The sequence below is a fragment of the Inhella sp. genome (assembly GCF_041912635.1).
Lineage (GTDB): Bacteria > Pseudomonadota > Gammaproteobacteria > Burkholderiales > Burkholderiaceae_C > Inhella.
Window position 1 is genome coordinate 1 of sequence record NZ_JAYRMO010000052.1, and the last position, 18469, is coordinate 18469.

Here is an 18469-nt window from a genome sequence, read left to right on the forward strand (position 1 = left end):
GAGCGTTCGTCATCGCGCGGCTCAGGCCGTCTTGCTGACGATCAGGTTGCAGACCTGCTCGTGCAGGTCCTGCAGATCCTGCGGCGCCTGCGAGAAGTTCATCTTCTGGTCCATGCGCACACGCGCGGCGGCCAGCGCCTGCTTCGTCGGGCGGTCCCAGCTGGGCCCGAGCAGGCCCTTCATGATGACGGTGGCGTGCTGCTCGGTCTGCTCGTCGCTGAGCGGCTTGCCCAGCAGCTGGGCACCGCGCTTCAGGGTCTCGCCGTGGATGGTGACGAAGCAGCCGAGCATGGCGTCACGCGCCTCGGTGGGGCTGATGGGCGCGTCGGAGCGGGCCTTGGCGAGCATGGTCTTGATGTGCATGGAAGTCTTTCTGGCGCAGAGGCGTGACGAAGCCACCCGCACCGGCCGCCTCTCGCGCCGGTGGAGCAGTGGAAGGCTTCCGGAAGGGGCGGGCTCAGCCCGGCCGGGCGGCGCGCCGTGCGGCCGCTGCACGCAAGCTGCGGGCGGGGCGGAAGGCAGGGTTGAAGCAGGCGCGGCGCATGGGTGGGTGGGTCAGGTGCGGTGGGATGGCAGGCAGTGTCTTTGCTGCGCCGCCAAAGCGGAATCGCCGGCCGATCCAACACAGCATTGCGCGCCGCGGAATAAAGCGCCCCGTCGTCCGTGCCGCCCAGTCCGTGCTTCGTCGCCTGGCAGCCCTGCGCCGGCCGCCGGGCGTGCAGCATGCGCGCCTTCACCGCAACCCACCGTCACCATGCGCCTGCTGCCCATCCTGCTGCTCCTGCTCGCCCTGCCCGCGCGCGCGCTGACCCTGGAGCCCCTGCCCCTGACCGAGGCCCCCGACGAGCAGGCCTACAACTACCAGGAGCAGGGCGAGCTGCGCGTCTGGGCGCGCTCGCAAGCCGGCTTCAAGGCCTCGCGCATCTGGCTGCAGCGCCGGGTCGAGGGCCGTTGGCAGGCGCCCGAGCCCTGGGCGCATGACGACCCGCGCTGGCGCGACTCCGACCCCTTCCTCAGCAGCGACGGCCGCCAGCTGCTCTTCATTTCCGACCGCCCCGAGGCCGGCACCGCGCCGCTCAAGCACCTGGACCTGTTCGAAAGCCGCGTGCAGGAGGACGGCCGCTGGAGCCCGCCGCGCCGCCTGCCCGAGGCCCTGCAGAGCGCGGGCTATGAGCTGGGCCCCGAACGCCATGGCGGCATGCTCTGGTTTGGTTCCTACCGCGCCCAGGGCCAGGCCGGCGGGCCCGGCAAGCTGGCCCTGTTCCGCGCCCCGACCGATGGCAGCGCCGCCCCGCAGGCCCTGCCCGCACCGCTCAACGACGGCGGCGCCAACAGCGACCCCACGCTCAGCCCCGATGGCCGCTACCTGCTGTGGTGGAGCGCGCGCAGCGGCGACGGCGATCTCTACCTGGCCGAACGCCTGGGCGAGGACCGCTGGGGCGCGCCGCTGCGCCTGCCCGAGCCGGTGAACAGCGCGCAGGGCTTCGAGTTCACGCCCTGGATCAGCGCCGACGGCGAGTGGCTGCACTTCGCCAGCACGCGGCCCGTGGAGGGTCAGCCGGCCGGCCTGGCCCGCGTGTACCGCGTGCGCTGGCCGGAGCTGCTGCGCGAGCTGGGGCCAGCCGCCCAGGCCGCCAGTCAGGCCGAGCTGAACCAGGCCAACAGCGACTTCTGGCGCGCGCTCTCTCATGGCGCCCACCAGGCCTCGGACACCGCCACGCTGCGCCGGCTGCTGCACCCGCAGGCCCAGGTCTGGGGCGCGCTGGCGCGCGAGCGCGGCACGGTGGCCGTGCAGCTCAGCGGGGCCGACTTTCTTCAGGCCATGAGCCGCCCCGAGCCCCGCCCGCTGCAGGAATGCGAGCTGGCCCGCGAGCTGCGCCGCTACGGCGCCACGGCCCAGGTCTACAGCCGCGTGCGCAGCGACCGCGAGGCCGGCAGCCCGCCCTACACCGGCGTCAACAGCCTGCAGTGGCAGCTCGGCCCGCAGGGCTGGCAGCTGCTCTCGCTGCAGTTCGCGCTGGACCTGCCGGGCGAGCCGCTACCCGCGGCCGGCGAATGCCTGGGGCCAGGCACGCCTTGACCGGGCCCGGCCAGAATGGGCCCATGCCCCAGCGCTTCTGGGCCCACCCGGCCCTGCCCTTTCTACAGCTGCGCGCCACCGATGACGGCCGCTCGCTCTGCTACGGCCTGCACAGCCACGCGGAGTTCTCGGTCGGTCTGATCGAGGCCGGCCAAAGCCTCTTCCGCCATGGCCGGACGGAAGAGCCGGTTGGCCCCGGCGATCTGGTGCTGATGAACCCCGGCCTGCTGCACGCGTGCCGCGCGCGCGACGAGGCCCAGCCCTGGGCCTACACCATGCTCTATGTGGACCCGTCCTGGCTGGCCGGCCTGCAGCAGGGGCAGGGGCAGGAGTTCTTTCGCCCCCTGGCCGCCGCGGTGCTGCGCGAACCCGCGCTGAGCCAGGCCTTCCGGGCGCTGGTGCAGGCCCTGGAGGGCCCGGCCCCCGAGGCTTGCGCGCCCCTGTGCGAGGACTTCTTCCGTGCCCTGTGCGCCGCAGCGGGTCCAGGCCCTTGCGCGGCGCCCGACCCGCGCCTGCAGGCCGCCATCGCGCTCATGCAGGCCCGCCACGACGAACCCCTGAGCCTGGCCGAGCTCGCCACCGCGGCTGGGCTGTCCGTCAACCAGCTGACGCGCCTGTTCCGCACCCACACCGGCCTCACGCCCCACGCCTATCTGAACGATGTGCGCGTGCGCGCCAGCCGCGCCCTGCTGCGCCAGGGCGGCTTGCCCCTCGCCGAGGTGGCCGCGGCCACCGGCTTTGCCGATCAGGCGCATTGGCAACGCCACTACCGCCGCCAGCACGCCAGCACCCCGGGCGCCTACCGGCGCGGCCTGCTCAGCGCCACAGCGCGGCGGCGCTGAACAGCAACAACAGCGCCAGCACGCGATTCAGCCACTTCAGGCCCGCGCCACCCTGCACCCGGCGGCCCAGCCAGGCCCCGGCCACACCCCAGCAGGCCATGGAGCCCAGGCAGACCAGTGCGTAGATGGCGGCAAAGCGGACCACCTGGCTCGGTTCGCCCCCACCGGCAAACAGGCCCATGCCGGCCAGTGCCGCGAGCCAGGCCTTGGGGTTCAGCCACTGCGCGGCTGCGGCCAGCCAGGCGCCGGTGCCCCCGTCCCCGGCCTCTCCGATCTGCCCTGGGTCGCGCGCCAGCTGCCAGGCCATCCAGAGCAGAAAGCCCAGGCCGGCCCAGTGCAGCGCCTCGTTCAGCCAGGGCCAGCGCGCCCAGGCCGACTGCAGGCCCAGGCCCGCCAGCAGCAGCAGGGCGGTGAAGCCCAGGGTGGCACCCCAGGCCACGCGCAGCCCGGCGGGCCAGCCGCGCAGCGCACCGGCGCGCAGGGTCAGCAGATTGACCGGGCCCGGCGAGATGGAAGCGGCCAGCGCAAAGCCGGCCATGGCGAATTCGTGTTGCGGGATCAAAGCGGCGACTCCGTGAAGGGACGGTGCGCAGGCTAGGGAACGCGGGCTTGTGTGTATTGAACGGAATCACCTTGGTGGCCATGGCAGACACTGCCGCCCGATGACGAACAACCTGCTCCTGGCCATCCAGGCGCTGCAGCTGCAGCCCCAGGCCACCCGCCTCTTCCATGGCCGCGGCGGCCGCCACCCCGGCTGCGAACACCTGACGCTGGACTGGTACCCGCCCTGCTTCCTGCTGACCAGCTTTGAGCAGGCGCTCGGCGAGGCCGAGCTGGCTGCCGTCCACGTCGCGCTGGCCGCGCGCTACGCCGAACTGGCGCCTGGCCAGGGGCTGAACTGGCTCTACCAGGGCCGCGAAGTGGGCGGCGAGGAGCGCCCGACCACGCGGCTGATGGCCGGCGCGGTGCCCGAGCCCCATGTCGTGCCCGAGGACGGCGCGCAATACCTGGTGCACCTGCTGCGCGGCCAGAACCACGGCCTGTTCCTGGACATGGCGGCCGGCCGCCAGCATGTGCGCGCCTTCTGCGCCGCACGGCCGGGCGCCAAGGTGCTGAACCTGTTTGCCTACAGCTGCGCCTTTTCAGTGGCGGCGCTGCAGGGCGGGGCTGCGCAGGTGGTGAACGTGGACATGAGCCCCGGCGCCTTGGCCCTGGGCCGGCGCAATCACGAGCTCAACGGCCTGCCCAAGGGCGCGGCCAGCTTCCTGGCGCATGACCTGTTCAAGAGCTGGGGCAAGCTGACCCGTGGCGGGCCCTACGAGCTGGTGATTGCCGATCCGCCCAGCTACCAGAAGGGCAGCTTCGTGGCCACCAAAGACTACGCGCGCCTGGCGCGCCGCCTGCCCGAGCTGCTGGCGCCGGGCGGCGAGGCCCTGGTGTGCCTGAACACGCCCAAGCTCGGCCCCGAGTGGCTGCAGCAGCTGATGGCGGAGCAGGCGCCCACGTTGCAGTTCCTGCAGCGCCTGCCCAACCCGCCGGCCTTTGCCGACGTGGACGAGACGCGCTCGCTCAAGGTGCTGGTGTACCGCGCACCGGGCTGAAACAGGGAGGGGTGTTGAGGCTTTGGAGGCTGGGCCGGTGGTGCCCATGGCGGGAATCGGACCCGCGACCTCTCCCTTACCAAGGGAGTGCTCTACCACTGAGCCACATGGGCGGCCTGAGCCATTTGGAGCGGGAAACGAGGCTCGAACTCGCGACCTCAACCTTGGCAAGGTTGCGCTCTACCAACTGAGCTATTCCCGCAGTGCTGGCCGGCTGACGCCGGTCAAGCAAAGGCCCGTCGGGAGACGGACCTTTTGGTATTTGGTGGCCAAGGGCGGAATCGAACCACCGACACGCGGATTTTCAATCCGCTGCTCTACCAACTGAGCTACTTGGCCTTCTTGTTCTTTTTGCTAACTTCCCAGGGTTGCCCCTGGAAAGCCTGCGACTGTAGCACAGCTTTTTCAGAATCAGGCTGTGCGCTTGTTGCGGCTGATGTCCACGCCCAGCTGCTTGAGCTTGCGATAGAGGTGGGTACGCTCCAGCCCGGTCTTCTCGGCCACCCGCGTCATCGAGCCGTTTTCCTTGGCGAGGTGGAACTCGAAGTAGCTCTTCTCGAAGGCGTCGCGTGCCTCGCGCAGCGGGCGGTCGAGGTGGAAGAGCTGCTCGGGCGCCGGGCCGCTGTGCGCGCTCAGGCCGACATGGCTGCTGAGCGGCGCCAGTGCCGGCATGGGGGCGGCGAAGACGGTGTCGGTACCGCGCGCCCAGCTGGGCATGGGCGGCGGTGCGGGTGGCCGCGGCGCGTTGCGGGCCAGCGCCTGCTCCACCGCGCGCAGCAGCTTCTGCAGCGTGATGGGCTTTTCCAGGAAGGCCATGGCGCCATGCTTGGTGGCTTCGACCGCCGTGTCGATGGTGCCGTGCCCGCTCATCATGATGACGGGCATGGTCAGCAGGCCGGCGCCGCTCCATTCCTTCAGCAGGGTGATGCCATCGACGTCGGGCATCCAGATGTCGAGCAGGACCAGATCGGGCCGCACGCGCTCCCGCGCGGCGCGCGCCGCGGAGGCGTTCTCCGCCAGCTCCACGGTGTGCCCCTCGTCGGAAAGGATCTCCGACAGCAGGCCGCGAATGCCCAGTTCGTCATCAACTACAAGAATGGTGGCCATGCAGGAATCAGCCGGCTGCGGCGTTGCCGCCGGCCAGGTTGGCGAAGGTCAGGGAAACCACAGCACCCTGGGGCGGGCCGCCGGGATCGTTGGAAGCGGAAGCGAGATTGCTCAATCGGATGCGGGCTCCGTGCTCGTCGGCGATCTTTTTCACCACCGCCAGGCCCAGGCCCGTGCCTTTGCTCTTGGTCGTCACATAGGGTTCGAAGGCGCGGGTCAGAACCTGCTCGGCAAAGCCGGGGCCGTTGTCGCTCAGGCTTAAACGCAATGCGCGCACCGAACCATCGTCATGGCGCAATTGTTTCGTATTCACAACGACGCGCCCATCCGGACGTTCACTCACCGCATCGAGTGCGTTCTGCACCAGGTTGTGGATGACCTGGCGCAATTGGGAGGCGTCGCCCATCAGCGCCGGCAGCCCGGCTTCGAGCTCCGCCACCAGGCGGCCGGACTCGACGGCATCGGGGTACAGGCCCATCACCTCGCGGATCAGGCCGTTCAGATCGAGCGGGGCGAGCTGGGCGGCAGGCAGGCGCGCGTAGTCGCGGAACTCGTTGACCAGCTGCTTCATCGCCTGCACCTGGTTGACGATGGTGGCCACGGCGCGCGCCAGCATGGCGCGGTCGCTCTCCTCGCTCAGCTTGGCCTCGAGCTTGTGCTGCAGGCGCTCGGCCGAGAGTTGGATGGGCGTGAGCGGGTTCTTGATCTCGTGCGCCACGCGCCGCGCCACCTCGCCCCAGGCGGCGCTGCGCTGGGCGGAGACGACCTCGGAGATGTCGTCGAACACCAGCAGCCAGTCGCCCTGCGGCAGCTGGGCGCCGCGCAGCAGCAGGGTGATGGGCAGGGCGGCAGCACGCAGGCGCAGCTCCAGCGTGGCCTGCCAGAAGTCCTCGTCGTCGTCGGCCAGGCCGGCAAAGCGCGGCCAGAGCTGCTCGTCCAGCGCGCGCAAGTCCTCGGGCAGGGCCTCCTGCTCGGGCAGCTCGTGCTCCAGGATGGCGGCGGCGCCCGGGTTGGCGCGCAGCACGCGGTGCTGGCGGTCGAACACGATGACGCCGGCGGTCAGGTTGTCCAGGATGGTCTGCAGCTCGCCGCGCGCGGCGTCCAGGGCGCTGACGCTGCGCTCAACCTCGGCGCGCGCGGCGCCGAGCTGGTCGGTCATGTCCGCGAAGGCGCGGGTCAGTCCGCCGAGTTCATCGCGTGAGCCGAGCACCGGCTTGCGGCCCAAGTCGCCGGCGGCCACCTGGCGCATGCCGTCGGCCAGCAGCAGCAGGGGCTTGGCGAGGTGGTTGCCCAGCTGGATGGCCAGCAGCATGGCCACGAACACCGCCAGCACCAGCACCAGGGTCAGCGTGCCCAGGTACATCTTGCGCAGCCCTTCACGCTCCAGGCCGCGGCGCTGGTACTCCACATTCGCTTCCTGCACCGCCAGGGCGTTGCGGATCACCGCCTTGGGCGGCTGGCGCTCGACCAGCAGGTAGCGATCGGCATCCACCAAGCTGAGCGTGGCCGGCATGCGCACCAGCACGCGGATCAAGGCCTCGCCGCGCAGCGCGGCGGCCTCGTCGTCCAGGCCCTCCAGGCGTGCCACCAGGCCGCGCTCGGTGGCCTGGCGCAATAGGGCAGCGGGCAGGCGCTCGCGCGCCAGCGAGGCCTCGGGCGGCGTGGCTTCATCCACCACTTCGCCGCGCGCGTTCAGCAGGGCCACGCGCTGGGCGTCCCATTGCTCGCGCAGGCGCGCCAGCGCCAGCGTGGCGGCCGCGCCGCCGGGCTCGGCCAGACGGCGCGCGCCCTGGCGGGCGAGTTGGCTCAGGTCCTGCACCTGGGCGTCCAGGGTGGCGCGGCCCAGGTCCAGGCCGGCTTCCAGCGCACTGGCCAAGCGCACGTCGAACAGGCTTTCGATCGAGCGGTTCACGAAGGAATAGGACACGGCGTAGATCAGCGCCCCCGGCCCGACCGCCACGGCGGCGAACACCAGCGCCAGGCGACCGAGCAGATGGCCACCGAAGCGGCCGCGCCGCACGCGCCAGGCCAGCCGCAGCGCGGCGCCCAGGGCCACCAGGCCGAGCAGGGCGCCGACGCCCAGGTTCAGCCAGTACAGCCAGGCCTGGTGCCGCTCGATGAAACCGCTGGGCGTGGTGGCGCCGATGGAGAGCAGGTAGGCCAGCACGCCGCTGGCGGCTGCCACGGTCAGCAGGCTCAGCGTCCAGGCCCAGCGCCCGAGCCGGCTGGAACCCTGCACCTCCGTCATGAGGCCAGACCCAGCTCCGCCGGGTGCACCGGGCGCTCGCTGCGCACGCCCCATTCCGCCTCGCTGCCCAGGCCGATCTGCAAGGGCGCGGGCAGCTGGCGGGTGTCCAGGCGCAGGCTGAAGCTCAGCAGGTAGGTGGCGCCGGGGTCAGGCTCCTCGCGCAGCTCGATCGCCCAGGCGCTGGCGCGGCGCAGGGCGGTGAGGGCCTCGGCCAGGGTTTCGTAGCTCTGGTGCAGGCCCCCGGTGGAGAGCCGGTACTGGCGCGTGAGCGCCTGATAGCTCAGGCGCCACTGGCGCTCGGCGCGGCCCAGCGTGGCGTCGCGCCAGTACCAGCGCTTGCGCGCCACGCGGGCCTCGGCCACGAAGTACAGCGGCACGCCCTTGTGCAGGGCGTCCTCGGCGGCGCGCGGCAGCTCCAGGCGCACGCTGTAGGCCAGGCGCAGGCCGTCTTCGGCGCGGCTGAGCTGCAGCTGATCCAGGCTGGCGCTCGCCTGCGCCCAGGCCAGGGCGGGCAGGAGCAGCATCAGGACAACGGTAACCAGGGCGCGCAGGGGCACGTCGGCGGGGCGGAAGCGGGGGAGTCAGCTGCGCAGGAGCAGGGCGTAGAAAAAGCCGTCACTGGGGACGGCCCAGCCATTGTCCGGCAGGCCCAGCAGGTGGCCGGTGCGGCCGGGCAGATCCAGCCGCCGCGCCTGCGGCTGGCGTTGCAAAAAGGCCGCTATCTGGTGTTCACCCTCGGCCTTGAACAGCGAACAGGTGGCGTAGAGCAGGCGGCCACCGGGTTTGAGCAGGGGCCAGAGCGCGTCCAGCAGCTGGCCTTGCGTCTGGGCCAGGGCGGCGATGTCGCTCTCGCGGCGCAGCCAGCGCACATCGGGGTGGCGGCGGTTGATGCCCGAGGCCGAGCAGGGAGCGTCGAGCAAGATGGCGTCGAAGGGCTGGCCGTCCCACCAGTCGGACACCTGGCGCGCATCGGCGGCCTGGGTGCGGGCCTGCAGGCCCAGGCGCTTGAGCGTGGCGTCGACCTTGCGCAGGCGCTGCGCGTCGGCGTCCAGGGCCAGCAAGTCCAAGTCGGCCAGTTCCAGCAGATGGGCGGTCTTGCCGCCGGGCGCGGCGCAGGCGTCCAGCACGCGCGCGCCGGCGGGCAGGGGCGGCAGGCTGCCGGCGCCATCGAACAACAAGGGGGCAGCCAGCTGGGCGGCGCCGTCCTGCACCGCGGCGGCGCCCTCGGCAAAGCCGGGCAGGCGCTGCACCGGGCAGGGTGGCTCCACCACCAGGCCGTCGGGGGTCAGGACACTCAGGGGGCGGGACTGCAGGCCCGCGTCCGTCAGGCGCTGCGCATAGGCGGCGGCGCCCTGGCGGCGGTTGACGCGCAGCGCCAGCGGCGGCGGCTGCTGGGCGGCCTGCAGCAGGGCCTGCCAGTGGTCGGGCCAATCGCGCTTCAAGGTGGCAATCCACCATTGCGGGTGCTCGTGCTGCACCTCGGGCTGGCTGGCCACGCGCTCCAGCAGCGCGCCCTGCTCGCGCTGGAAGCGCCGCAGCACGGCATTGACCAGCGCCGCCTGGCCGGGCACGGCGCGCTTGCAGGCCTGCACGGCCTGGTTGACCAAGGTGTGGGCCGGGTAGGACTCGGCGCCGGGCAAGAGCTGGGTCAGGGCGGCGCGCAGCAGGCCTTCCACCACCGGCTGCGGCGGGCGCGGCAGCATGTGTCGCACCAGGGCGCCGACGCGGGCGTGGGCGCGCACGGCCGCAAAAGCCAGGGCCTGGGTGCCGGCGCGCAGCGGGTCGGGGCAGGCGTCCAGCGCCTCGGTCAGGCTGCGCCCAGCCTTCAGCGCGGCCAGGGCGCGGGCGGTTTCGAGCAGGAGCTGGTGCAGGGGCGCGGCTTGCATCGCGCCAGTGTAGGGAGGGCCTATTCGGCCTTGCCGCCCAGGCGCTCCATCTTGGCCACCCATTCGGCCACGCCGGCCTCGCCGAGCTGCTCGACGCCGCCAATCAGGGTCTCGCGCACCGGCGCGATGCCCACGAAGCCGAGGATGTTGCGCTCCAGGGACTTGACGCTGTGGGCGCGGAACACGAAGCGGTACACCAGGGCCGGCATGCCCATGGTGACGATGACCCGCGCCGAGCGCCCGCCCAGGGCCTTGGCCGAGAGCGGGTTGGCCACGTTCTTGTGGAAGGCGATGCCGGGCCGCGCCAGCTGTTCCAGAAAGCCCTTCAGCAGGGCCGGCATGTCACCCAGCCAGAGCGGGAACATCAGCACCAGGTGGTTGCACCAGAGCAGGGTGTCGCGCGCGCCCTCCAGGCCGGGCGGCAGCGCGCCGTCCTTCCAGTCCTCGGCGCGGCGCAGCAGGGGGAAGTCGAGCGCGCTGACGTCGATGGTGCGCAGCGCATGGCCGGCGGCCGCGGCCCCGGCGGCGTAGGCGGCGGCCAGGTGGTGGCAGAGGTGGTGCTGCGTCCCGTCAGGGTGGCCCTGCACCAGGGCGATGCGGCGTGCGTCCATAAAAGCCATGCTGCGCCGCCGGGTGCCCGGCCGCCTTGCGCACCGTCAAGCCCGCGCGCCGCCACAATGCTCTGCATGAATACCGCCTCTCAGCCGCCGGCCGCACCCGACGCCGACGCCCCGGCCAGCGAACGCATCCGCTACCGGCTCGTGTCCGCTGGCTGCCGCCACCACGCCAACGACAACATCGCCGACTTCATCCAGCCCGGCGAGCTCGACGAGCTGCAGGCCGAGGTGCAGGCCAAGCTGCAGGAGGTGCTGAAGGTGCTGGTGATCGACACCGAGAGCGACCACAACACCCAGGACACCGCCAAGCGGGTGGCCAAGATGTTCGTGCGCGAGGTGTTCGCCGGCCGCTACAAGCAGGCCCCGGCCGTTACCGAGTTCCCGAATGTGGAGCGCCTGAACGAGCTGATGATCGTCGGGCCCATCAAGGTGCGCAGCGCCTGCTCGCACCACCTCTGCCCCATCCTGGGCCGGGTGTGGATCGGCCTGCTGCCCAATGAGCACTCGAACCTGATCGGGCTTTCCAAGTACGTGCGCCTGACCGACTGGATCATGAGCCGCCCGCAGATCCAGGAAGAGGCCGTGACCATGCTGGCCAACGAGCTGCAGGAACGCGTGCAGCCCGACGGACTGGGCATCGTGATGGAGGCCGACCACTTCTGCATGCACTGGCGCGGCGTCAAGGACAGTGAGTCCAAGATGGTCAACAGCGTGATGCGCGGTGCCTTCCTGAAGGACCCGAACCTGCGCCGCGAGTTCCTCTCGCTGCTTTCGAACAAGGGGTAAGCCATGCTCGTCCGACTGATCTACGCCAGCCGCACCCAGGCCAGCGAGGCCGAGCTGGCCACCATCCTGCGCCAGAGCCGCGCGCACAACGTGCCCCTGGGCGTGACCGGCCTGCTCTGCCACGCCGACGACTGGTTCGTGCAGGTGCTCGAAGGCGGCCGCAGCGCCGTCAACGGGCTCTACAACACCCTGGTGCGCGACCCGCGCCACCGCGAGGTGACCCTGCTGGCCTACAGCGAAATCAGCGAGCGCCGCTTTGCCGGCTGGAGCATGGGCCAGGTCAACCTGGCGCGGCTGAATCCGGCCCTGGTGCTGAAGTACGCACCCACCACTCGGTTGGACCCCTTCGAGCTGAACGGCAGCACGCTGGAGCGCCTGTTTGAAGAACTGATCGCCACCGGGGCGATCGTCTGCAGCTGAGCACTCAGCGCTTGTTGCGTGGATGCGCGGCGGCAAGGCCCTCGTTGCCGCGCTTGTAGTTCCCGGTCACCCGCGCCAGCAACTGCTGGGCGGCGTCCTCATCGCAGCCGGCCAGGTCTTCCAGCAGTGCGGTGGCCTTGGGGCCGCGCAGGGTGCTGGCCAGGCGGCCCTGGTGGAAGACTTGCAGGCTGCCGTCCTTAGACTGGCGCCAGTCAAAGCCATTCGGGTCGTTCACAGGCATCAGAACTTCCCGGCGTCGTGAAAGCCGTACAGGCCGGCCAGCACGCGGGTGGGCAGCGGCGCCACGGCCTCGTTGAAGAGATCGACGCGGGTGTTGAAGAGCTGCTTGCCGAACTCGCGTTGCTGGCGCGCCAGCTTCAGGGCGGCGATGAGCTCGTCGCGCTCGGCGCTTTCGTCGTGCACATGGTGCTCGATCAGCGCCTGCACGCGCTGCAGCGCGGCGGCATGCAGGGCCTGGGTGACGGCCAGCTGGCCGACCGGCTCGGCCGCATAGGGTCTGGCCTTGACCAGCTGCACGGCGTTCTGCAGATCGTGGCTCTGGGCACGCAGGGCGTCGAAAGCGGCGGCCTCCTGCGGCAGCCAGTTCGGGCCCAACTCGGCCAGGCGCAGGCCCAGCTTCGCCAGCTCGGCCAGTGGCGCCTCCAGCTGCGCCCAGGAGGAGCTGATGGCATTGCGCAGGCGCATCAGGCGGTTGTAGGCACCGATGCCCCAAAGCAGCAGCACCGCACCCAGGACCCAGGCGGCAATCTCCATCACAGGCCCTGCTGGTAGGCGGCGTGGCCGGCGGCGCGCAGCTCGCAGGCCGGGCAGTGGCCGCAGCCGAAACCCCATTCATGGCGCGGGCCGCGTTCGCCCAGATAGCAGGTGTGGGTGTGTTCGCGGATCAGCTCGTTGAGCAACTCACCGCCCAGCTGCTCACTCAAGGCCCAGGTGTCGGCCTTGGTCAGGAACATCAGCGGGGTCTCGACCGTCATCGGCGTGGCCAGGCCGAGCGAGAGCGCGAGCTGCTGGGCCTTCAGCGTGTTGTCGCGGCAGTCGGGGTAGCCGGAATAGTCGGTCTCGCACATGCCGCCCACCAGCACCGAGGCGCTGCGCCGGTAGGCCACGGTCGCGGCCAGGGTCAGGAACAGCAGGTTGCGGCCGGGCACGAAGGTGTTGGGCAGGCCATTGGCCTGCAGCTCGATGGCGCGCTCACTGGTCAAGGCGGTGTCGCTGAGCTGGCCGAGCAGGGCCAGGTCGAGCAGGTGGTCCTCGCCCATCCGCGGCGCCCACTGCGGGAATTGGCGGGCGATCTCGGCGCGCACGGTCAGGCGGCAATCCAGTTCGATGCGGTGGCGCTGGCGGTAGTCGAAGCCAATGGTTTCGACGCGGGCGAAGCGGTTCAGGGCCCAGGCCAGGCAGACGGTGGAATCCTGGCCGCCGGAGAACAGCACCAGGGCGGTGCGGGGGTCGGTGTGCATCGCGCCAGTTTGCCAGCGTGCCAAGATCGCCGCCCACTGGAGGAATGACGATGAAGCGTTTCGGTTTGGGGGCGTTGGCCCTGATGCTGCTCAGCGGCGCAAGTGCCCAAGGGCGCCTGGTGCAGGCCCTGGTCTACCCCGGCGGCGCGGAGCTCACGCGCACCGCCGCCATCAAGGCCGGCGCGCAGGAGTTCGTGTGGGATTGCCTGCCCGCCGGCGTGCAGACCGAGACCCTGCGCGCCCAGGGCAGCACCGGCCTGCGTGTGGGCGATCTGCGTGTGGAGAACCTGCCGCGCGAACGCGCGCCCGAGTGCAGCGCCAACCCGGGGCTGGACGCACGCATCCGCACGCTGGAGGAGCAGCGCGCCGCGCTGCTGGCCGACAAGGGCGGCCTGGACCTGGTGCTGCACTACCTGCGCGGCGCCGGCCAGGGCGAGGCCAAGGCGCCCGCCGGGCCCCAGGCCGCCATGGCCGAGAACCTGCGCCGCCAGGGCAGCGAAGCCCTGAAACAGCAGGCCGCGCTGCAGCGCAAGGTCGAGGACCTGGACCGCGACCTCAAACCCCTGCGCGCCCAGCGCGACCAGGAGGCCCAGCGCGTGCCGCATTGGCTGCGCGTCACGGTGCGCCTGAGCGCCGCCCGCGACGGCGAGCTGAGCCTGAGCTACCAGACCGCCCAGGCCAGCTGGGCGCCGCGCTACCAGGCCGATCTGCTGGCCGACAAGGGCGAGATCGCCTTCGAGCGCCACGCCGAGGTGCGCCAGTCCACCGGCGAGGCCTGGCGCGACATCCAGTTGGTGCTGAGCACCCGCCAGCCGCAACGCCAGGCCGGCCTGCCGGACCCGCAGCCCTGGCTGCTGAGCGAGGCCCGTCCCATGCCGCAGCCCCTGCCGCTGCCGCGCTCGATGGCCGCGCCGGCCGCCGCCCCGGCCCCCGAGGGCATGTCCGTCAGCGGCTCGCGCTTGAAAGCCGACACGTTCGAGCCCGAGCTGCTGCAGACCGACCTCGACCTGCAGTTCAGCCTGCCCGGCCGCGTCAGCCTGGCGGCCGACAACGAATCGCGCAGCTTCACGCTGGAGCAACTGCGCTGGCCGGCGCAGTGGTTGGTGCAGGTGCAGCCGCGCCAAAGCCCGCAGGCCTTTGTGCGGGCCAATTTCGCGCGCCCGCAGGGCTTCTTCCCGCCCGGCCGCCTGCTACTGCTGCGCGACGGCCGCCCGGTCGGCCAGGACCACTTCGCGCTGAACGACGAAGCCGAGCAGCAGCTCTTTTTCGGCCCCGAGGAGCGCCTGCGCGTGCGCGTGGAACCCGAGCAGCGCGCCGGCAGCGACGCCGGCTTCATCGGCCCGCGCAAGCAGATCACCCTGCAGCGCCGCTATGTGCTGGAAAACCGCGCCGAGCGCGGCCTGGCCGTGCAGGTGGTGGAGGCCGCACCGCACAGCCAGCATGCCGACATCAAGGTGCAAAGCCGCTTCGATCCGCCCACCGCCCTGGCGCGCTGGCGCGAGCTCGACGGCGTTCACGTGTGGCGCCTGAACCTGGGCCCAGGCCAAAGCCAGACGCTCAAGGCCGAGCACCAGCTCAGCGCCCCGCGCGAGATGCCGGTGGCCGGCTGGCCCTGATCAGGGTTCATCCTCCCAGTAGTCCAGGCAATCCGCCCGCCGCTGCATGAAGCTCGTGCCCGGCGGGCCGGGGAAGGCGCCGAGCTTGCCCGAGTCCGGGTATTCGCAAACCTCGGGCCGCTGCATGGTGCTGATCGACAGGTACTTCAGGTCCTGCGTGCCAGTGTTGATCAGGTGGTGCGGGTACTCGGGCCCGGCGGGGATGAAGATCACATCGCCCGGCTTCACGGGCAGCATCTCCTCGGCCACGCGCAGCGTGCCCTCGCCTTCCAGGATGACGAACAGCTCCTCCTGCGCCCAGTGGAAGTGGTACGGGCAGCTGCGCTTGCCGGGCGGCACGATGTCGTAGGCGCAGCCCAGCTGCTGCGCCGCCGTGCCCTCGCTCACGCCAGCGCTGCGGCTGCGGTACAGCGGCAGGCGCTCCAGCACCTCCAGCGGCAGTTCGTGCAGGTTGCGGATCAGCTTCTCTCGCAGGCTCATCGGGTGCCTCCCTGACAATTCCCGGGCAATGTCCCAGTCCCGCGATCTTCAAGAGGCGCAAGCCGTCCTGCAACAAGTCTTTGGCTATCCCAGCTTCCGCGGCCTGCAGGCCGAGGTGGTGGCCGAGGCCGTGGCCGGGCGCGATGCCCTGGTGCTGATGCCCACGGGCGCGGGCAAATCGCTCTGCTACCAGGTGCCGGCCATCGTGCGCCAGCGCCAGGGCAAGGGCGTGACCCTGGTGGTGAGCCCGCTGATCGCGCTGATGCACGACCAGGTCGGCGCGCTCGAAGAAGTGGGGGTGCAGGCCGCCTTTCTGAACAGCAGCCAGGATTTCGAGGCCACCAAGCGCATCGAGCGCGCCCTGCTGGCCGGCGAACTGACCCTGCTGTACGCCGCACCCGAGCGCGTCACCAACGCGCGCTTCCAGGCCCTGCTGGATTCGCTGCATGAGCGCAGCCTGCTGAGCCTCTTCGCCATCGACGAGGCGCACTGCGTCAGCCAGTGGGGGCACGATTTCCGCGAGGACTATCTGCAGCTCAGCCTGCTGCACGAGCGCTACCCCGAGGTGCCACGCCTGGCGCTCACCGCCACGGCCGACAACCACACCCGCGCCGACATGGTGGAGCGTCTGCAGCTGCAGGCCGCACGCCTCTTCATCAGCAGCTTCGACCGCCCGAACATCCGCTACCGCGTGGTCGAGAAGAAAGACCCGCGTGCCCAGTTCCTGCGCTTCCTGTACGACGAGCACAAGGGCGACGCCGGCATCGTCTACTGCGGCAGCCGCAAGAAGGTCGATGAAACCGCCGAGTGGCTGGAGCAGCAGGGCATCAAGGCCCTGCCGTACCACGCCGGTCTGGACCAGGCCAAGCGCGCGCGCAACCAGGACCGCTTCCTGCGCGAAGACGGCGTGGTGATGGTGGCCACGATTGCGTTCGGCATGGGCATCGACAAGCCCGACGTGCGCTTTGTCGCCCACCTGGACCTGCCCAAGAACATCGAAGGCTATTACCAGGAGACCGGCCGCGCCGGCCGCGATGGCGAACCCGCCAACGCCTGGATGGCCTATGGCCTGGCCGATGTGGTGCAGCAGCGCCGCATGATCGACGAGAGCCCCGCGCACGAGGACTTCAAGCGCATCCAGCGCAGCAAGCTCGACGCCCTGCTGGCCCTGGCCGAAAGCACGGACTGCCGGCGCCAGCGCCTGCTCGCCTATTTCGACGAAGACAGCCAGCCCTGCGGCAATTGCGACAACTGCCTGCAGCCCCCCGCGGTGTGGGACGCCACCGAGCCGGCGCGCATGGCGCTGAGCTGCATCTACCGCTTCCAGAAGGAGCGCAACCAGCGCTTCGGTGCCGGCCACCTGATCGACGTGCTGCGCGGCAAGGAAACCGACAAGACCCGCCAGCACCGCCACCAGGAACTCAGCACCTGGGGCATCGGCCGCATGGTCACCGAGACGCAATGGCGCGCCGTGCTGCGCCAGCTGATTGCGCTGGGCGCCATCGAGGTCGAGGGCGAGTACCAGACCCTCTGCCTGGGCGAGGCCGCCAAGCCGGTGCTGCGCGGCGAGCAGGCGGTGAAGCTGCGCGAGGGCACCGGCGAAGGCAAGGTGCGCGCCAGCAAGAAGCCCGGCAGCAGTTCAGCTGCCGCCGAGCCCCTGAACCTGGACGCCGAGGCCAAGACCCGCCTGGAAGCCCTGCGCGCCTGGCGCACCGAGGTGGCACGCGAGCACGATCTGCCGGCCTACCTGATCTTCCCAAACAGCACGCTAAATGAACTGGCCGTGAAGGCGCCGCGCACGCTGGACGAGGTGGGCGGCGTCACCGGCGTGGGGGCGAAGAAGTTGGATGCTTACGGGCGGGAGATCTTGAAGGTGTTGGAGGGAGTGCAAAAACAAGCTCCAGCTGAATAACTCATGGCCAAGCCTAATGAATCAAATGATCCAAAGCATGAAGTCTTGGCGCTGGGCATACGCGATGGCGGCGACCCTGGCTGTTCTCTTTTGCGCGTGGCACGAACCTATCCAGACATTCGCAACTGCACAAGTTGACGCAGGCTTGAAGCGAGCCCTCATCAGCTTCGCAACGGCACGCGGTCTCAACGGGGTGATCTCGGTGGCACAGGGGACAGAGTTTTCACTTGAGCCCTTCGGCGTCGGCGTCACACTGACGCTCGGACAAGTGCTGGATCCGGTCAATGACTTGGTCGAACAGTTCTCAACGCTGATGCTCTGGGCCAGTGTTTCCTTTGGCATTCAAAAGGCCGTCCTCGCACTAAGTGCTCACTGGATGGTCTCTGCTGCGGTCTCGGGCTTGGCCATCGCTTGGTTTGGGCTTCAATGGATCGACCGCTTGCCCGCCTTGCTCACCAGAGCACTACTAATCCTCCTTTTGGTTCGCTTTGCTGTTCCTGCGGTGACGCTTTCAAGTGACCTTGTGTTCCGTCATGCATTCGCGCAGCAGTACGAAGAACAGCAGAACGCCGTCGCACTTGCTACGAAACAAGTCGGAGAACTCTCGAAACAGCAGGGGCCAAAGGAGGACGCAAGCTGGATTGAGCGAATGAAGGCCAAGTTTTCGAATGGCCTGCAGGCTGCCAATCTCAGTTACGACGCCATCAAGCAGTCGGTCAAAGACTTGCCTGAGCGGTTGGTGAAGTTGATGGTGATCTTTTTACTGCAGACTTTGGTGCTACCGCTGGTCTTCCTTTGGCTTCTGATCAGCTTTGTACTTAGCGCTCCTCGGCGAACAAACATCTGGACGCGCACCCGTTCAGCGAATCTCGCAGCGCTGGCTGTAGATAAGTCGTAACGCCGCGTGGAGTCCGCCATGGGATGGAAGCTAGGGAAGCGAACTATCCGCAGTCGCGGACATCCAGCGCGTGCCTAGCGCTGATCCCAGGGCTCGATTCGAGAGTCCGTAACAGGCAGATGTCGGCACTCGTTGGTTGGCGCTCTGTTCTTCGACGCTTTACTGGTTATGGTCTGCGGTGCCCGGGACGACCGCTACCCCGGGCGCCTTCGCCGTCCTGATCGTTGAAGTCAGATGAGGGCTCGTATCAGTGTGAGCCCAATCTTCGCCATCACAGCCCGCCCCTAGGGCGGCTGTGCGCATTGGCGCCTTTCTTTGCCCCGCGTTTCTTTGGCGCAGCAAAGCAATGCGGGTCGGGTTGTGGGGTTGAAGTGACCTGCCCCCATCCGCCATACCAGTCATTCGGAGAGAGTCCGGGGTTGCAGGGTAACTTCGTTGGGAGTTGGGTTTTGAGCTGAGCCTGCTTTGCCAGCTTGCTGGCGATGCAGGCGCGCG

General features: G+C 69.9%; 19 protein-coding genes and 3 tRNA genes. 8 read left to right on the top strand and 14 right to left on the bottom strand.

Annotated elements, in window-relative coordinates; genetic code table 11:
* Nucleotides 1-21: 21 nt before the first annotated feature.
* On the bottom strand, nucleotides 22-363 hold the full coding sequence (locus ACE3QP_RS20995) for a hypothetical protein (RefSeq protein ID WP_198110936.1): 342 nt from the start codon (nucleotides 361-363) through the stop codon (nucleotides 22-24).
* A gap of 391 nt (nucleotides 364-754) precedes the next feature.
* Here ACE3QP_RS20995 and ACE3QP_RS21000 point away from each other — a divergent pair, with 391 nt between their 5' ends.
* Nucleotides 755-2080 (top strand): hypothetical protein, encoded by a 1326-nt coding sequence (locus ACE3QP_RS21000; protein WP_374438908.1) that lies wholly within the window; start codon nucleotides 755-757, stop codon nucleotides 2078-2080.
* 23 nt (nucleotides 2081-2103) lie between these two features.
* A complete protein-coding gene (locus ACE3QP_RS21005) occupies nucleotides 2104-2922 on the top strand; it encodes a helix-turn-helix domain-containing protein (protein ID WP_374438910.1) in 819 nt (272 codons plus the stop codon).
* Here the strand turns inward: ACE3QP_RS21005 and ACE3QP_RS21010 are convergent.
* Nucleotides 2897-3460, bottom strand: coding sequence for a LysE family translocator (locus tag ACE3QP_RS21010; protein WP_374438942.1), 564 nt, complete (start codon nucleotides 3458-3460; stop codon nucleotides 2897-2899). The two genes, ACE3QP_RS21005 and ACE3QP_RS21010, sit on opposite strands and share 26 nt — an antisense overlap.
* 124 nt (nucleotides 3461-3584) lie before the next feature.
* On the opposite strand from ACE3QP_RS21010, the gene ACE3QP_RS21015 reads away from it, so the two are divergent.
* Complete coding sequence (locus tag ACE3QP_RS21015; RefSeq protein ID WP_374438912.1) at nucleotides 3585-4523, top strand: class I SAM-dependent methyltransferase; 939 nt, start codon at nucleotides 3585-3587, stop codon at nucleotides 4521-4523.
* 38 nt (nucleotides 4524-4561) lie between these two features.
* Here the strand turns inward: ACE3QP_RS21015 and ACE3QP_RS21020 are convergent.
* The 8 genes from ACE3QP_RS21020 to ACE3QP_RS21055 all read right to left on the bottom strand — a co-directional run bounded on the left by ACE3QP_RS21020 (nucleotide 4562) and on the right by ACE3QP_RS21055 (nucleotide 10375).
* A tRNA-Thr gene (locus ACE3QP_RS21020) sits at nucleotides 4562-4636 on the bottom strand.
* Between the two features lie 13 nt (nucleotides 4637-4649).
* Nucleotides 4650-4725, bottom strand: a tRNA-Gly gene (locus ACE3QP_RS21025).
* Between the two features lie 61 nt (nucleotides 4726-4786).
* Nucleotides 4787-4862 (bottom strand) — tRNA-Phe (locus ACE3QP_RS21030).
* Between the two features lie 72 nt (nucleotides 4863-4934).
* Nucleotides 4935-5630, bottom strand: coding sequence for a response regulator (locus ACE3QP_RS21035; RefSeq protein ID WP_374438914.1), 696 nt, complete (start codon nucleotides 5628-5630; stop codon nucleotides 4935-4937).
* A 7-nt stretch (nucleotides 5631-5637) separates the two neighbouring features.
* Nucleotides 5638-7878, bottom strand: a complete 2241-nt coding sequence (locus ACE3QP_RS21040) for an ATP-binding protein (protein WP_374438916.1) — start codon at nucleotides 7876-7878, stop codon at nucleotides 5638-5640.
* The gene (locus tag ACE3QP_RS21045) at nucleotides 7875-8402 is read right to left on the bottom strand and encodes a DUF4390 domain-containing protein (RefSeq protein WP_374438918.1); all 528 of its coding nucleotides are present in this window, start codon (nucleotides 8400-8402) and stop codon (nucleotides 7875-7877) included. Before ACE3QP_RS21045 ends, ACE3QP_RS21040 begins: the two co-directional genes overlap by 4 nt.
* Nucleotides 8403-8459: 57 nt before the next feature.
* The gene (gene rsmB, locus ACE3QP_RS21050; RefSeq protein WP_374438920.1) at nucleotides 8460-9764 is read right to left on the bottom strand and encodes a 16S rRNA (cytosine(967)-C(5))-methyltransferase RsmB; all 1305 of its coding nucleotides are present in this window, start codon (nucleotides 9762-9764) and stop codon (nucleotides 8460-8462) included.
* A gap of 20 nt (nucleotides 9765-9784) precedes the next feature.
* A complete protein-coding gene (locus ACE3QP_RS21055; protein WP_374438922.1) occupies nucleotides 9785-10375 on the bottom strand; it encodes an NAD(P)H-dependent oxidoreductase in 591 nt (196 codons plus the stop codon).
* Between the two features lie 75 nt (nucleotides 10376-10450).
* Here ACE3QP_RS21055 and folE point away from each other — a divergent pair, with 75 nt between their 5' ends.
* Nucleotides 10451-11167 (top strand): GTP cyclohydrolase I, encoded by a 717-nt coding sequence (gene folE, locus ACE3QP_RS21060; protein ID WP_374438924.1) that lies wholly within the window; start codon nucleotides 10451-10453, stop codon nucleotides 11165-11167.
* Between the two features lie 3 nt (nucleotides 11168-11170).
* Nucleotides 11171-11587, top strand: a complete 417-nt coding sequence (locus ACE3QP_RS21065; protein ID WP_374438926.1) for a BLUF domain-containing protein — start codon at nucleotides 11171-11173, stop codon at nucleotides 11585-11587.
* 4 nt (nucleotides 11588-11591) lie between these two features.
* On the opposite strand, the gene ACE3QP_RS21070 is transcribed toward ACE3QP_RS21065, so the two are convergent.
* The 3 genes from ACE3QP_RS21070 to queC are packed head-to-tail and all read right to left on the bottom strand — an operon-like array spanning nucleotide 11592 to nucleotide 13068.
* Entirely contained in the window at nucleotides 11592-11828 is a 237-nt protein-coding gene (locus tag ACE3QP_RS21070; RefSeq protein WP_374438928.1) for a hypothetical protein, read from the bottom strand.
* On the bottom strand, nucleotides 11828-12361 hold the full coding sequence (locus ACE3QP_RS21075) for a hypothetical protein (RefSeq protein ID WP_374438930.1): 534 nt from the start codon (nucleotides 12359-12361) through the stop codon (nucleotides 11828-11830). Before ACE3QP_RS21075 ends, ACE3QP_RS21070 begins: the two co-directional genes overlap by 1 nt.
* On the bottom strand, nucleotides 12361-13068 hold the full coding sequence (gene queC / locus ACE3QP_RS21080) for a 7-cyano-7-deazaguanine synthase QueC (protein WP_374438932.1): 708 nt from the start codon (nucleotides 13066-13068) through the stop codon (nucleotides 12361-12363). Before queC ends, ACE3QP_RS21075 begins: the two co-directional genes overlap by 1 nt.
* A 50-nt stretch (nucleotides 13069-13118) precedes the next feature.
* On the opposite strand from queC, the gene ACE3QP_RS21085 reads away from it, so the two are divergent.
* The gene (locus ACE3QP_RS21085; RefSeq protein ID WP_374438934.1) at nucleotides 13119-14684 is read left to right on the top strand and encodes a mucoidy inhibitor MuiA family protein; all 1566 of its coding nucleotides are present in this window, start codon (nucleotides 13119-13121) and stop codon (nucleotides 14682-14684) included.
* On the opposite strand, the gene ACE3QP_RS21090 is transcribed toward ACE3QP_RS21085, so the two are convergent.
* Entirely contained in the window at nucleotides 14685-15164 is a 480-nt protein-coding gene (locus ACE3QP_RS21090; protein WP_374438936.1) for a cupin domain-containing protein, read from the bottom strand.
* A 28-nt stretch (nucleotides 15165-15192) separates the two neighbouring features.
* On the opposite strand from ACE3QP_RS21090, the gene recQ reads away from it, so the two are divergent.
* Nucleotides 15193-17076, top strand: coding sequence for a DNA helicase RecQ (gene recQ, locus ACE3QP_RS21095; protein WP_374438938.1), 1884 nt, complete (start codon nucleotides 15193-15195; stop codon nucleotides 17074-17076).
* Nucleotides 17077-17113: 37 nt separating this feature from the next.
* Nucleotides 17114-17974, top strand: a complete 861-nt coding sequence (locus ACE3QP_RS21100; protein WP_374438940.1) for a hypothetical protein — start codon at nucleotides 17114-17116, stop codon at nucleotides 17972-17974.
* Nucleotides 17975-18469: the final 495 nt, after the last annotated feature.